The organism is Streptomyces sp. NPDC102283 (assembly GCF_044766265.1).
Classification (GTDB): Bacteria; Actinomycetota; Actinomycetes; order Streptomycetales; family Streptomycetaceae; genus Streptomyces.
This window is the reverse complement of the sequence record NZ_JBIWLQ010000026.1, coordinates 112,077-126,742: the sequence shown is the minus strand read 5'-3', so window position 1 is coordinate 126,742 and position 14,666 is coordinate 112,077. Positions and strand designations below refer to the sequence as shown.

The following is a 14,666-nucleotide window of genomic DNA, read 5'->3' as shown; positions in this document are numbered from 1 at the left end:
GGCGGGGGGGGGCGCCACGTGGGGGGGGGGGGGGGGTGGGGGGGCGGGGGGGGGGGCGGGGTGGGCGGGGGGGGGGCTGGGCGGGGCCGCGGGGGCGGGCCCCGGGCGGCACGGGAGGGAGACAGGGGCGGATCAGCCTTGCTGCGGGTGGTGGGCGGGGATCGGGGGCAGCTCGCCGGTGGTCTCGTAGGCGGCGAGCATCTCGATGCGGCGCGTGTGGCGCTCCTCGTTCGAGTACGGCGTGGTGAGGAAGATCTCGACGAACTTCGTGGACTCCTCGACCGTGTGCATCCGGCCGCCGATGGCGACGACGTTGGCGTCGTTGTGCTCGCGGCCGAGTGCGGCGGTCTGCTCGCTCCAGGCCAGTGCGGCGCGGACGCCCTTGACCTTGTTGGCGGCGATCTGCTCGCCGTTGCCGGAGCCGCCGATCACGATGCCGAGGCTGTCCGGGTCTGCGGCCGTCTTCTCGGCGGCGCGCAGGCAGAACGGCGGGTAGTCGTCCTGGGCGTCGTAGATGTGGGGGCCGCAGTCGACGGCCTCGTGGCCGTGGGCGCCGAGCCACTCGACGAGGTGGTTCTTGAGTTCGTAGCCGGCATGGTCGGATCCGAGGTACACGCGCATGGTGCGAAGTGTGGCACGAACTTCGCGGGGTAGCCGTCAGCGGGGTCGGGGCCTCCCGCCGTGCCCGATGTGGTCGACACCACTCGGGCAACGATCCGGCAAACGATCCGGAATGGGGGGTTCCGTTTCTGTCTCTTTCCGGGCTTGAATGCGTGGCCTTGTCTTCGCACCACCCCACGGCGGAGCAGGGCGCACCCTCACGCACCAAACGTAAGGATTCCCCCCATGACGTCGCAGACGACGCTGGCGGAACCGGGCCAGGAGCCCGGTGAGCCGGACCGGCCGGACTCGGCGGGCGGGCTTCAGGCAGGTCTGAAGAACCGCCACCTCTCGATGATCGCGATCGGCGGTGTCATCGGCGCCGGGCTCTTCGTGGGTTCCAGCGCCGGCATCGCGGCCGCGGGCCCGGCGATCCTGCTGTCGTACGCGATGGTCGGCCTGATGGTCGTCCTCGTGATGCGGATGCTCGGCGAGATGGCCGCCGCCCGGCCGAGCTCCGGTTCCTTCTCCGCCTACGCCGACCAGGCGCTCGGCCGTTGGGCCGGTTTCTCCATCGGCTGGCTCTACTGGTTCTTCTGGGTCGTGGTGCTCGCCGTCGAGGCCACGGCGGGCGCGAAGATTCTGGAGAGCTGGATCCCTGGGGTGCCCCAGTGGGCCTGGGCGCTGATCGTGATGGTCGTGCTGACCGCCACCAACCTGGTCTCGGTGGGCAGTTACGGCGAGTTCGAGTTCTGGTTCGCCGGGATCAAGGTCGTGGCGATCGGCGCGTTCGTGGTCGTCGGCTTCCTCGCGGTCTTCGGCTTCCTGCCCGGAGCGGACAACGCGGGATCGGGTCTGGCGCATCTGACGGACAGCGGCGGCTTCTTCCCCGAGGGGCCGGGCGCGATCCTGACCGGTGTGCTGATGGTCGTCTTCTCGTTCATGGGCAGTGAGATCGTGACGCTGGCCGCCGGTGAGTCGTCGGACCCGCAGCGGGCCGTCTCGAAGGCCACCAACAGCGTGATCTGGCGTATCGCCGTCTTCTACCTCGGCTCGATCTTCGTCGTGCTGACGCTGCTGCCGTGGAACGACCCGTCGATCGTCGAGAAGGGCAGCTATGTCGCCGCCCTCGACGTGATCGGGATCCCGCACGCCGGGCAGGTCATGGACTTCATCGTCCTGACGGCCGTGCTGTCCTGCCTCAACTCCGGTCTCTACACCGCCTCCCGGATGGCGTTCTCGCTCGGTGAGCGGGGCGACGCGCCGAAGGCCTTCGCCAAGGTCAACAAGCGCGGTGTGCCGCAGGCGGCGATCCTGTCCTCGGTCGTCTTCGGCTTCGTGGCGGTGTTCTTCAACTACCAGTGGCCCGACACGGTGTTCCAGTTCCTGCTGAACTCCTCCGGCGCGGTCGCGCTCTTCGTGTGGCTCGTCATCTGCTTCACCCAGCTGCGGATGCGCGGGATCATCCTGCGCGAGACCCCCGGCAAGCTGGTCGTACGGATGTGGCTCTTCCCGTACCTCACCTGGGCGACGATCGCGATGATCTCCTTCGTCCTGGTCTACATGCTGACCGACGACACCGCCCGCGAGCAGGTCGTGCTGTCGTTGCTGGTCGCGGCCCTGGTGGTGGGCATCTCACTGTTCCGGGAGGTGCGCGGCCGCAAGGCCGCCGCCAAGTGATCCGCACCCGTCCGCTCGATACCTGACAGAGGTTGTCAGGTAATGAGGGGAGGCTCTTCCTCGCACCGCCGAAACGCGAGCGAAGGAGAACCTCCCCTCATGTCGTCCCAGCCCACCGGATCCGCACCCGCCACCTTCCAGACCGGCTTCCCGATCCGGCCCGGCCGGCTGGTCGGGGCCGCCACCCCCGAGGACGTACGGGAGGCCGTGGCGTACGCCGCCGCACGCGGGCTCCCCGTCGCCGCGCACGCCACCGGCCACGGGCTGCCCGGAGCGGTCGAGGGCGGCGTCCTCGTCGTCACCCGCGCCCTGGACTCCGTCGCCGTCGACCCGGTCCGCCGCACCGCCCGGATCGGCGCGGGCGCGACCTGGGGCGCGGTGACCGCGGCGGCGATCCCGCACGGGCTGGCCCCGCTCAACGGCTCGTCGCCCTCCGTGGGCGCGGTCTCGTACACGCTGGGCGGCGGCCTGGGCATCCTGGCCCGGGAGTTCGGGTACGCCGCCGACCATGTGCGGGCGCTGGAGGTGGTGACCGCCGACGGGGTCCTGCGCCGGGTCACGCCGGAGCGCGAGCCGGAGCTCTTCTGGGGGCTGCGCGGCGGCGGGCACCGGCTGGGGGTGGTGACCGCCCTGGAGATCGGCCTGGTGGCGGTGGAGCGGCTGTACGGGGGCTCGATCGCGTACGCCGGGGAGCGGGCGGCCGAGGTGGCGGGCCGCTATACGGAGTGGACCCGGACCGTGCCGCGGTCCCTCACTTCGTCGCTGGCCTCGCTCGTCTACCCGGACCTGCCGCAGCTGCCCGAGGAGTTGCGCGGGCGGTACGTCGTCTCGGTGCGGGTCGCCTTCACGGGGAACCCTGCCGAGGGCGAGCGACTGGTGGCGCCGCTGCGGGGGATCGGTCCGGTGCTCGCGGACTCGCTGCGCGAGATGCCGTACGCCGAGAGCCCTTCCATCCACAGCGACCCGCCGTTCCCGCACGCGTACTACGGGGAGGGGCTGATGCTGCGGGACCTCGACGCGGGGCGGGCGGCCCGGGTGCTGGAGCTGACCGGGCCCGGGGCCCCGATGATGACGGTGGTGCAGCTCAACCACCTCGGCGGGGCGTTGGCCGGGCGGCCGGAGGCGGCGAACGCGGTGCCCCACCGGGACGCGGGCCTCCTCCTGCGGCTGCTGTCGCCGCTGGACGGTACGGACGTGGCGGCGGTGCGCTCGCTGTACGGGGAGGTGTCCGGGGTGCTGGGGCCGCTCGTTCGGGGGCGGTCGCTGAACTTCTCCTTCGGCGGCGGGGACCGTACCGGCGGTTTCCACGAGCCGGAAACGGCGAAGAGGCTCGCCGGTCTGGTCTCCCAGTTCGATCCGGCGGGCCTCTTCGGGGGGCCTTACGAGGGCTGAGCAGCGGTCAGCCGCGGCGGCCCAGCAGCTTCCAGGTGGTCGGCAGGAGGCCCATCGCCAGCGCCGCCTTGAGGGCGTCGCCGATCAGGAAGGGGACGAGGCCGGCCGCGACGGCGGCGCCCAGCGACATCCCGGTGGACAGCGCGAGGTAGGGCACGCCGATGGCGTAGATGATCGCGGAGCCGAGGACCATCGTGCCCGCGGTGCGCAGCACGGAGCGGTCGCCGCCGCGCCGGGCGAGCGCGCCGACGACGGTGGCGGCCAGGAGCATGCCGAAGACGTAGCCGAGGGACGGTATCGACCAGCCCGAGGAGGCCTCGGCGAACCACGGCATGCCGGCCATGCCCACGAGCGCGTACAGCGCGAGGGAGAGGAAGCCGCGGCGGGCGCCCAGCGCGGTGCCGATGAGGAGCGCGGCGAAGGTCTGGCCGGTGACCGGGACCGGGGAGCCGGGGACCGGGACGGCGATCTGGGCCGCGATGCCGGTCAGGGCGGCGCCGCCGAGGACGAGGGCCGCGTCCACGGCGTAGCGGTGCCGGGCTGCGGGCAGCAGGTCGGCCAGGACCGCTCCGGAGCGGACGGGGGCGGCAGCAGTGCTCATCGGGACTCCGCGGGTGAGGGCAGGTGGGCCTGGACGGCTCCCGCCGGGCAGGGTGGGGTCGGGCTCCCGCCGACGTTAGCCCACGGGTTAACGCTCGATCACCATCAGCCGCCCACAAAGCGGCGGTTGATGCCTTGGTGGGATTCACACAAAGACCGGGCCGCAATCACTCTCCCGCGTGACGCTCGTCACGGAGGTGAGGGGCGCCTCGGCGCATTTTGGCGGGGAGCGCGACGATCGGCGAGACTGTAGCTTCCCCATAAACGATCAGCTCGCTCTGGTCGGCCCCCGAACGACCCTCCGCGACCTGCTGCGACCCGCTGCGACCCGCTGATCCGAGAGTGACCCCCTCCCCCATGCACGAGGCCCCGCCCCCCACCCCGGCTTCCGCTCCCGCGTCCACCGCCGTTCCGGCCGAGCCGCTGTCGCACGGGCTCAAGCAGCGCCATCTGACGATGCTGGGGCTCGGCGGGGTGATCGGGGCGGGGCTGTTCGTGGGCTCCGGCGCGGGGATCGCCGTGGCGGGGCCCGCCATCGTCGTCTCGTATCTGATCGCGGGGGCGCTCGCGATGCTGGTGATGCGGATGCTGGGCGAGATGTCCGCCGCGATGCCCGCGTCCGGTTCGTTCTCCGTGCACGCCGAGCGGGCGCTCGGGCGGTGGGCCGGATTCAGCGTCGGCTGGCTGTACTGGTTCCTGCTGGTGGTGGTCCTCGCCGTGGAGGCGACGGCGGCCGCGCAGATCGCCCATGGCTGGGTGCCGGGCGTCGAACCGTGGGCGTGGGTGCTGCTGTTCATGGTGGTGTTCACCGCGGCGAACCTGACGGCGGTGAAGAACTTCGGCGAGTTCGAGTTCTGGTTCGCCTCCCTGAAGGTCGGCGCGATCGTCGTCTTCCTGGTGCTCGGGGTGCTGGCCGTCCTCGGATGGCTCCCGGACACCGATCCGGTCGGGATGACCCATCTGACCGGCCAGGGCGGCTTCCTGCCGAACGGCTGGAGCGGGGTCGTCTCCGGTGTGCTGACGGTGGTCTTCGCCTTCGGCGGTCTCGAGGTCGTCACCATCGCCGCCGCCGAGACGGACGACCCGGCGCGCGCGGTGGGGCGCGCGGTGCGCAGCGCGGTGGGGCGCATCCTCTTCTTCTACGTCGGCTCGATGCTGGTGATCGTGACCGTGCTGCCGTGGACCGCGCAGCAGGCGGGCCTGAGCCCGTATGTGAAGGTGCTGGACCACATCGGGGTGCCGTCGGCCGGGCAGATCATGAACATCGTGGTGTTCGTGGCGCTGCTCTCGGCGCTCAACGCCAATCTGTACGGCTCCTCCCGCATGGCCTTCTCGCTGGCGGAGCGCGGGGAGGCCCCGCGCGGACTGCTGAAGGTCTCGGGCGCCCAGGGTGCGGGCGGGGTTCCCCGGCGGGCGGTGCTGGCCTCGGTGGCCTTCGGCTTCGTCTCCGTGCTGCTCAACCTGCTGTGGCCGGACACGGTGTTCCTCTACATGCTCAACTCGGTCGGCGCGGTACTGCTGTTCGTGTGGGCACTGATCGCCGCCTCCCAGCTGCGGCTGCGCGCCCGGCTGGAGCAGGAGGCCCCCGAGGCGCTCACGCTGCGGATGTGGTGCTTCCCGTATCTGACCTGGATGACGCTGGCCGGGCTGTTCGGGGTGCTGGTGCTGATGCTGACCGACGAGGCGGCGCGCCCGCAGGTGCTGTGGTCGGCCGGGGCGACGGCGTTGGTGCTGCTGGTGGCGGTGGGACGGCAGTGGCGGGAGCAGCGCCGGGATGCGGCCGCTGCCGACCGGTAGGCGGATGTACACCTTGTGTGAGCCTGGTGACCGTATAGCGGACACCTGTTCCCTGTGAGCGGTGCGGATGCCCAGACTGTGGGTTCGTCCCCTTGTCTCAGCTACCGAACAGAGCCCGTCCATGGATCGGACCTCCGCGTCTCCCCCCACCGCTGACTCCGCGGCCCCCGCCGGCCCCTCGGCGGACTCCGCGCTGACCCACGGTCTCAAACAGCGCCACCTCTCGATGATCGCCCTCGGCGGGGTGATCGGCGCCGGGCTGTTCGTCGGCTCGGGCGCCGGGATCGCCGCGGCGGGCCCCTCGATCATCGTCGCGTACGCCATCTCCGGGCTGCTCGTCATGATGGTGATGCGCATGCTCGGCGAGATGTCGGCCGCCAATCCGGCGTCCGGTTCCTTCTCCGTGCACGCCGAGCGGGCGATCGGCCCGTGGGCCGGGTTCACCGCGGGCTGGTCCTTCTGGTTCCTGCTCTGCGTCGCCGTGGGCCTGGAGGGCATCGGGGCCGCGCAGATCGTCAGCGGCTGGCTGCCGGGGACGCCCGAGTGGGCGTGGGTCGCCCTGTTCATGGTGATCTTCCTCGGGACGAACCTGGCCGCCGTGAAGAACTTCGGCGAGTTCGAGTTCTGGTTCGCCGCGCTCAAGGTCATCGCGATCACGCTGTTCCTGGTGCTCGGCCTGCTGGCGATCTTCGGCGTGCTGCCCGACACGGACGCGCCCGGCCTGTCCAACCTCACAGGGGACGGCGGCTTCCTCCCCAAGGGCATGGACGGGTTCATCATCGGACTCCTCGCCTCCGTCTTCGCGTACGGCGGCCTGGAGACCGTCACCATCGCGGCGGCCGAGTCGGAGAACCCGGTGCGGGGCGTCGCGAAGGCGGTCCGTACGGCGATGTGGCGCATCGCGGTGTTCTACATCGGCTCGATGGCGGTCATCGTCACGCTGGTCCCCTGGGACGACCCGAAGGTCGCCGAGGTCGGCCCGTTCTACGCGATGCTCGACCACCTGGGCATCGGGTCCGCCGCGCAGATCATGAACGTGGTCATCCTCATCGCCCTGCTCTCCGCGATGAACGCCAACATCTACGGCGCGTCCCGCATGGCCCGGTCGCTGGTCGCCCGGGGCCAGGGCCCGGCCGTGCTCGGGAAGATCTCCTCCGGGGTGCCGCGCAACGCCGTGCTGTTCTCCTCGGTCTTCGGCTTCGCGTGCGTGCTGCTCAGCTACTGGCGGCCGGACGACGTCTTCCCGTGGCTGCTGAACATGATCGGCGCGGTGATCCTGGTGGTGTGGATCTTCATCGCCGCCTCCCAGCTGATCCTGCGCGGCCGCACCGAGCGGGAGGCGCCCGAGAAGCTGGTCGTGCGGATGTGGTTCTTCCCCGTCGGCACGATCGTCGCCCTGGCGGCCATGGTGGGCATCTTCCTGCTGATGCTGCGCCAGCCGGACACCCGGGACCAACTGCTGGCCACGGGAGCCCTGACCGTGGTGCTGATCGGCATCGGCCTCGTACGTCAGCGGCGGCGGAGCGGCGACGGCGCGGGCCGCGACGGCGGCGACGGCACGGCCGGGATCCCGGCCCAGCGGAAGTAGCTCCCGTTCCCGACCGCCTCACGGCACCGGCTCCCGCACGCCTCACGGCAGCGGTTCCCGCACGACCTCTACGAACGCCGGGCTCCTCCTCGTACGATCGGGGCGGAGCCCGGCGTTTCGGCGTCCGGCGTTCCGGTGTGTGGTTCCGGCGCTGCGTGCACCCGTGACCAACAGGACATCGCAGGGCCGGGTGCCGTACGCCGGGCCGTCATCCGCCCTCGCTTCCGTGGTGGCTCCACCCACCCGAGGAGCCGTCATGTCCGTTGCCCCCAGGCGTCGTTCGATCCTCCTGGCCACCGCCGCCGTCACCGCCGCGGCCACCGCCCCGGCCGTCGCCGCCCCCTCCGCCGGGCGCCGGCCCCACCGCCCTCCGGGCCCCCTGGTCATCGGCCATCGCGGGGCGGCGGGCTGGCGGCCCGAGCACACCGCCGACGCGTACACCTATGCCGTACGGGCCGGGGCCGACTGGATCGAGCCGGACCTCGTGCCGACGAAGGACCACGTCCTGGTCGTGCGGCACGAGAACGAGATCGGCGGGACGACGGACGTCGCCGGCCGCCCCGAGTTCGCGGACCGCCGCACCACGAAGACCGTCGACGGCAAGGCGGTGACCGGCTGGTTCACCGAGGACTTCCACCTGCGCGAGCTGAGGACGCTGCGCACGGTGGAACGGCTTCCGCTGGTCCGCGACCGCAACACGGTCTTCGACGGGCGGGGCTCGGTGATGACCTTCCAGGAGGTGATCGACCTCGCCCGGCGGCTGTCCCGGGAGTCGGGCCGGCGGATCGCGGTATTCCCGGAGACGAAGCATCCGACGTACTTCCGCTCGATCGGGCTGCCGCTGGAGGAGGAGCTGATCCGGGTGATCCGCCGGAACCGGCTGACCGCCCGGGACTGCGTCGTCCAGTCCTTCGAGCCCGCGAGCCTGCGCCGGGTGGCCGCGGCCCGCCTCGGTCTGCCGCTGTGGCAGGCGCTGGGCACGAGCGGCGGACCGTACGGGCACGGGGTCGCCTACCGGGACATGATGACCCCGGCCGGGCTCCGCGAGATCGCCTCGTACGCACAGTGGATCGGCCCGGACAAGTCCTCGCTCGTCCCGCCGAGCACCCTGCTGGCGGACGCCCACGCGTCGGGCCTGAAGGTCGGCGCGTACACCTTCCGGGCGGAGAACCAGTACCTCCCGGCCGCGTACCGGCGGGGCAGCGCGCCCACCGCCTTCGGCGACGCGTTCGCCGAGTACGCCTTCCACTACGGGCAGGGCGTGGACGCGGTGGTGACGGACTTCCCGGACCTCGCGGCACAGGCCAGGGACGACCTGCGGCGGTAGCGCCCGCGGATGTTCCGGCCGCGCGGGGCGGGGCCGATGTGGAAACGTCCGGGTGACAGCGCATCCGCCTGCCCGGAAGGGACCACGCCATGACCGCCCCGCACGTCTTCCCCCTGGAGCCCACCCCGATACGCGTGAGGGACGAGGTCCTCGACGACCTGCGCGCCCGTCTCGCACTGACCCGATCGCCCCTGGACGAGGGGAACGAGGACGGGTCCTACGGCGTTCCGGACAGCTGTCTGCGCGAGCTGGTCGCCCACTGGCGCGACGGCTACGACTGGCGTGCGGCCGAGGCGGCCATCAACGCCCACGAGCAGTACCGGGTGAGCGTCGACGGCGTCCCGGTGCACTTCATGCGCGAGCCCGGCCGGGGCCCCCGCCCGGTCCCGCTGATCCTCACCCACGGCTGGCCGTGGACGTTCTGGCACTGGTCGAAGGTGATCGGCCCCCTCGCCGACCCGGCGGCGTACGGCGGTGACCCGGCCGACGCGTTCGACGTCATCGTGCCGTCCCTGCCCGGTTTCGGTTTCCCCGGCCCGCTCACCGGCTTTCCGGACGTCAACTTCTGGAAGGTGGCCGACCTCTGGCACACCCTGATGACCGAGACGCTGGGATACGGGAAGTACGCCGCCGGGGGCTGCGACATCGGCGGGATCGTCTCCAGCCAGCTCGGCCACAAGTACGCCGACGAGCTGTACGGCATCCACATCGGCTCCGGGCTGCCGCTCGACTTCTTCACCGGCCCCCGCGCCTGGGACTTCGCCCGGAACCGGCCCCTCACCGACGACCAGCCCGCGGACGTCCGCGCCCGCATCGTCGAGCAGGACCGCCGCTGGGCCCCGCACCTCGCCGTGCACATGCTCGACGGCGCCACTCTGGCCCACGGGCTCAGCGACTCCCCCGCCGGGCTGCTCGCCTGGCTGCTGGAGCGGTGGAACGCCTGGAGCGACAACGGCGGCGACCTCTCGTCCGTCTTCAGCAGGGACGACCTGCTGACCCACGCCACGATCTACTGGGTCAACAACTCCATCGCCACGTCGATGCGTTACTACGCCAACGCCAACCGCTACCCCTGGACCCCGGCCCACGACCGCACCCCGGTCGTGCAGGCCCCGGTGGGCCTCACCCTCGTCCGTTACGAGAACCCGCCCGGCGTCCACACCGCCGACGAGCGCGTGCGGGCGTTCGAGAACGGCCCGCAGGCCGACTGGTTCAACCACGTCAACGTCAAGGCCCACGACCACGGCGGCCACTTCATCCCCTGGGAGAACCCCGACGCGTGGGTGAGCGACCTGCGCCGCACCTTCCGCGGCCGCAGGCCCTGAACGATCCCGTCCAGGGCCTGCCGGGTTTCGTCAGCGGGTGGTGCGCTTGCTCGCCGTGGTCTTCTTGACCGCCTTCTTGGCGGTCTTCTTCGCCGGGGCGGGCAGCGCCGTCTTCTTGGCGGGGGTGCGCTTGGCGACGGCCCGCTTCGGGGACGCGGCCTCGGCGGCCGCTTCCTCGGTGTCGGCGCCGGCGTTCGACAGGGTGCCGGAGCCGGACTCCAGGTGGGCCCGGACGAACCACTGGAACTGCTCCAGGCCGCGCAGGTGCTCGATGAGCAGGTCCTCGGTGACGGGGTCGATCTCGCCGGCCTTCTCGACCGCCTCGCGGTGGCCCTCGATGACGCCCGTGTAGACGAGGTCCAGGGCGCCGAGGTGGGCGATGGCGTCGGCGCGCCCGACGCTGTAGTCGTTCCAGGTCCGCTCCCTGACCAGGGCGCCCGGGGTGCCGTTCGGCTCGCCGCCGAGGGCGGAGATCCGCTCGGCGGCGGCGTCGGCCATGTCCCGTACGGCGGTGGTCTGTGGGTCGAGCATCTCGTGGACCGCGATGAAGTGCGGCCCGACAACGTTCCAGTGGATGTGCTTGAGCGTGAGCGCGAGGTCGTTGAGCGCGTGCAGACGCAGCGTCAGGAGGTCGATGACCTGTCGGCCCTCGTCGACGCCGAGGCCGGGAACGGTGTAGCGGGGGGTGCGTGCGGGGGACATGGGGGCTCCTTTGCGGGGTGAACAACGGCGGTGGTGGTGATGGGTGGTGGTGGGGCGTGAGGCCGCTCAGCCGACGTCTCCCGTGCCGCCCTCGGTCGGGGCCGCGCCGGGGCGCTCCCCGCCGGGCCGCACAGGTCCGACCGCCGCCGCGCGGATGCTCTCCCGTGCGGCGTCGGCGACCGCGCGGGGCGTGATGCCGAACTCCTCGTACAGGCGCTCGTAGGCGGCGGACGCGCCGAAGTGCTCCAGGCTCACCATGCGGCCCGCGTCCCCCACCACGTCGCGCCAGCCCTGGGCGACGGCGGCCTCGACGCTCACCCGGGCCCGTACGTCGGGCGGCAGCACCGCGTCCTGGTAGGGGTGGGGCTGCTCGGCGAACCACTCACGGCAGGGCATGGAGACCACGCGCGCGTCGTGCCCCTCGGCCTCCAGCAACTCGCGTGCCTCCAGGGCGATGTGGACCTCCGACCCGGTGGCGACGAGGATCACGTCGGGCTTCCCTTCGCGGCAGTCGGCGAGTACGTACCCGCCCCGGGCGGCCCCGGCGGCGGCCGCGTATCCCCGGTCCCCCCGCTCCAGGACGGGCAGCGGCTGCCGGGTGAGGGCGAGGCCGGCGGGCCGGTCGTGGTGCTCCAGGACGGTGCGCCAGCACACGGCCGTCTCGTTCGCGTCGGCGGGCCGTACGACGTCGAGGCCGGGGATCGCCCGGAGGGCGGCGAGCTGCTCGACGGGCTGGTGGGTGGGGCCGTCCTCGCCCAGGCCGATGGAGTCATGGGTCCAGACGTAGGTGACCGGGAGCTTCATCAGGGCGGCGAGGCGGACGGCCGGGCGCATGTAGTCGCTGAAGATCAGGAACGTACCGCCGTAGGGGCGGGTGAGGCTCTGGAGCGCGATGCCGTTGAGGATCGCGCCCATGGCGTGCTCGCGGATCCCGAAGTGGAGCGTACGGCCGTAGGGGTCGCCGGGGAACTCGCCGGTCTGCTTGCTCTCCGGCACGAAGGACGGCTCGCCCTCCATCGTGGTGTTGTTGCTCCCCGCGAGGTCGGCCGAGCCGCCCCACAGCTCGGGCAGCACGGGCGCCAGGGCGGTGAGCACGTCGCCGGACGCCTTGCGGGTGGCGATGCCCTTGGGGTCGGCGTCGAAGACGGGCAGACTGTCGGTCCAGCCCTCCGGAAGCCGTTGTTCGCGCAGCCGGTCGAGGAGTTCGGCGCGCTCGGGGTGGTCGGAGCGCCACCGCTGGTAGCCGGGCTCCCAGGCGCGATGCGCCTCGGCGCCGCGCTCGCGGACCGCCCGGGCGTGCCTCAGCACGTCGTTCTCGACGGTGAAGTCGGCGTCCGGGTCGAAGCCGAGCAGCTTCTTGGTGGCGGCGACCTCGTCGTCGCCGAGCGCGGAGCCGTGGGCCTTGCCGGTGTTCTGCTTGGTGGGCGCGGGCCAGCCGATGATCGTGCGCAGCAGGATCAGGGAGGGCCGGCCGCGCTCGCTCTTCGCGGCTTCGACGGCGGCGAGCAGGGCGTCGACGTCCTCGACGTAGTCGCCGGTCCGGGTGAAGTCGACCGTCTGGACCTGCCAGCCGTACGCGGCGTAGCGGGCGGTGACGTCCTCGCTGAAGGAGATGTCGGTGTCGTCCTCGATGGAGATGTGGTTGGAGTCGTAGAAGACGATGAGATTCCCGAGCTCCTGGTGTCCCGCCAGTGAACTGGCCTCGGACGTCACGCCCTCCATCAGGTCGCCGTCGGAGGCGACGACGTACACGTGGTGGTCGAAGGGGCTCGTGCCGGCCGGCGCGTCGGGGTCGAGGAGGCCGCGCTCACGGCGGGCCGCCATGGCCATGCCGACGGCCGAGGCCAGCCCCTGCCCGAGCGGTCCGGTGGTGATCTCGACGCCCCGGGTGTGCTGGTACTCCGGGTGGCCGGGCGTGGCGGAACCCCAGGTGCGCAGCGCCTCCAGATCCGCCAGCTCCATGCCGTAGCCGCTCAGGTACAGCTGGATGTAGAGGGTGAGGCTGGAGTGGCCGCAGGACAGCACGAAGCGGTCCCGGCCGAGCCACTGGTCGTCTGCCGGGTCGTGCCGCATCACCTGCTGGAACAGCAGGTACGCCAGCGGGGCCAGGCTCATCGCGGTGCCCGGGTGGCCGTGGCCGGCCTTCTGCACGGCGTCGGCGGCCAGCACCCGCACGGTGTCGACGGCACGGACGTCGAGCGGCCCCCAGCCCGCCGCGTCCGCGAGGGGCGGGGCCAGTCGCGGGTCGCGGCCGTCGTTCGGGCCGTTCGGCGTTTCGGCGGGTGCCATCAAGTCCTCCTGATCAGTGGGGCGGGCGTGCGGCAGGCGGCTCGACCGCGGTCCGGCCCCGAGCCGCCCGGCTGTTCGGCCGGGTCCCCCGGAACGACGGAAACAAACGCGCGGCGGTGTGCGCGGCCCGGAATCGCGTAGCACCGAAAGGGAGCAAACCACCTTTACCGCGTAAACCGGAGGAGGAGGGAGGAAGTGGAGGGGCAGCGCCGCGAGTCCTAGGCCGAAGGGCTGATCACTTCGCGGACACTCCTGCTGTTAGCCTGCTCTTGCGTATAGCTTGCAATAACAACTGGACGGCATTCCCAGCAGTCGGAGGGCTCGCATCATGGCCACGTACACGCTCCCGGAACTCCCGTACGACTACGCGGCGCTCGAACCGGTCATCAACCCGCAGATCATCGAGCTGCACCACGACAAGCACCACGCCGCGTACGTCAAGGGCGCGAACGACACCCTGGAGCAGCTGGAAGAGGCCCGCGACAAGGAAGCCTGGGGCGCGATCAACGGCCTCCAGAAGAACCTCGCGTTCCACCTCTCCGGCCACATCCTGCACTCGATCTACTGGCACAACATGACCGGCGACGGCGGCGGCGAGCCCCTCGCGGCGGACGGCGTGGGCGACCTCGCCGACGCGATCACCGAGTCCTTCGGCTCCTACGCGGGCTTCAAGTCCCAGCTGACGAAGGCCGCGGCCACCACCCAGGGTTCCGGCTGGGGCGTGCTCGCGTACGAGCCCGTGAGCGGCAAGCTGATCGTCGAGCAGGTCTACGACCACCAGGGCAACGTCGGCCAGGGCTCGGTCCCGGTCCTCGTCTTCGACGCCTGGGAGCACGCCTTCTACCTGCAGTACAAGAACCAGAAGGTGGACTTCATCGAGGCGATGTGGCGGGTCGTCAACTGGCAGGACGTGGCGAAGCGTTACGCCGCCGCCAAGGAGCGCGCGGACGTACTGCTGCTCGCCCCCTGACCGGACACCCGCACGCCGCACCACCACAGGCGTCCTGCCTCGTGATCGTCTTCTCAACCTTCACACGGCAGGCGGATGGACGGAGAGCCCCCGCGAGGACATGACTCGCGGGGGCTCTCCCATGGCTGCTGTTCAGCTGGTCAGCTCATGGGCCGAACGTGCACCCATGCGGTGGCCGGGGTCCGCCTGCTGCGGATCGGCGGCGTGGACGCCCGGAAGCTGACGGCGGGCCGCGGCCCGGACGAGGCCCGGATCCGTGGCGAGGGCACGCAGACCGGTGGCGGCGCGGGCGGGATCGTAGCGGTCGGCGGGGCCCGGCAGCCCGTCCCGGTACACGGCCGGCGGGAAAATGCCCGCGGCCCATCGGGCCCGGATGCCACGATGATCCACGCCCGT

At 71.8% G+C, this 14,666-nt stretch carries 12 protein-coding genes; 7 read left to right on the top strand and 5 right to left on the bottom strand.

The genetic code is table 11. The features are described from left to right. Window positions 1-132: 132 nt before the first annotated feature. Window positions 133-621: a ribose-5-phosphate isomerase gene (locus ACIRJT_RS35385; protein ID WP_402094685.1), complete on the bottom strand. Its 489-nt coding sequence runs from the start codon at window positions 619-621 to the stop codon at window positions 133-135. A 225-nt stretch (window positions 622-846) separates the two neighbouring features. Between ACIRJT_RS35385 and ACIRJT_RS35380 the strand changes: the two genes are divergently transcribed. Continuing rightward, complete coding sequence (locus ACIRJT_RS35380; protein ID WP_403917729.1) at window positions 847-2,280, top strand: amino acid permease; 1,434 nt, start codon at window positions 847-849, stop codon at window positions 2,278-2,280. Between the two features lie 99 nt (window positions 2,281-2,379). After that, window positions 2,380-3,672, top strand: coding sequence for an FAD-binding oxidoreductase (locus ACIRJT_RS35375; RefSeq protein WP_403917727.1), 1,293 nt, complete (start codon window positions 2,380-2,382; stop codon window positions 3,670-3,672). A gap of 7 nt (window positions 3,673-3,679) precedes the next feature. Here ACIRJT_RS35375 and ACIRJT_RS35370 read toward each other — a convergent pair whose 3' ends face one another. Further along, the gene (locus ACIRJT_RS35370; protein WP_403917725.1) at window positions 3,680-4,273 is read right to left on the bottom strand and encodes a biotin transporter BioY; all 594 of its coding nucleotides are present in this window, start codon (window positions 4,271-4,273) and stop codon (window positions 3,680-3,682) included. A 356-nt stretch (window positions 4,274-4,629) separates the two neighbouring features. Between ACIRJT_RS35370 and ACIRJT_RS35365 the strand changes: the two genes are divergently transcribed. From ACIRJT_RS35365 to ACIRJT_RS35350, 4 genes are all read left to right on the top strand, one after another. Beyond that, a complete protein-coding gene (locus ACIRJT_RS35365) occupies window positions 4,630-6,069 on the top strand; it encodes an amino acid permease (protein ID WP_403917739.1) in 1,440 nt (479 codons plus the stop codon). 121 nt (window positions 6,070-6,190) lie between these two features. Then, entirely contained in the window at window positions 6,191-7,657 is a 1,467-nt protein-coding gene (locus ACIRJT_RS35360) for an amino acid permease (protein ID WP_403917722.1), read from the top strand. A gap of 256 nt (window positions 7,658-7,913) precedes the next feature. Then, window positions 7,914-8,984 carry a glycerophosphodiester phosphodiesterase family protein gene (locus ACIRJT_RS35355; RefSeq protein WP_403917719.1) on the top strand — a complete coding sequence of 357 codons (1,071 nt, stop codon included), beginning with the start codon at window positions 7,914-7,916 and terminating at the stop codon, window positions 8,982-8,984. An 89-nt stretch (window positions 8,985-9,073) separates the two neighbouring features. Continuing rightward, window positions 9,074-10,309 (top strand): epoxide hydrolase family protein, encoded by a 1,236-nt coding sequence (locus ACIRJT_RS35350; protein WP_403917717.1) that lies wholly within the window; start codon window positions 9,074-9,076, stop codon window positions 10,307-10,309. Between the two features lie 30 nt (window positions 10,310-10,339). On the opposite strand, the gene ACIRJT_RS35345 is transcribed toward ACIRJT_RS35350, so the two are convergent. Together ACIRJT_RS35345 and tkt are read right to left on the bottom strand one after the other, a co-directional pair. Further along, a complete protein-coding gene (locus ACIRJT_RS35345) occupies window positions 10,340-11,011 on the bottom strand; it encodes a Dps family protein (RefSeq protein WP_403917715.1) in 672 nt (223 codons plus the stop codon). A gap of 66 nt (window positions 11,012-11,077) precedes the next feature. Continuing rightward, on the bottom strand, window positions 11,078-13,300 hold the full coding sequence (tkt, locus tag ACIRJT_RS35340; protein ID WP_403917712.1) for a transketolase: 2,223 nt from the start codon (window positions 13,298-13,300) through the stop codon (window positions 11,078-11,080). Window positions 13,301-13,628: 328 nt separating this feature from the next. Here tkt and ACIRJT_RS35335 point away from each other — a divergent pair, with 328 nt between their 5' ends. Beyond that, window positions 13,629-14,270 carry a superoxide dismutase gene (locus ACIRJT_RS35335; RefSeq protein WP_018959211.1) on the top strand — a complete coding sequence of 214 codons (642 nt, stop codon included), beginning with the start codon at window positions 13,629-13,631 and terminating at the stop codon, window positions 14,268-14,270. 132 nt (window positions 14,271-14,402) lie between these two features. Here ACIRJT_RS35335 and ACIRJT_RS35330 read toward each other — a convergent pair whose 3' ends face one another. After that, window positions 14,403-14,660 (bottom strand): hypothetical protein, encoded by a 258-nt coding sequence (locus ACIRJT_RS35330; RefSeq protein ID WP_403917709.1) that lies wholly within the window; start codon window positions 14,658-14,660, stop codon window positions 14,403-14,405. Window positions 14,661-14,666: the final 6 nt, after the last annotated feature.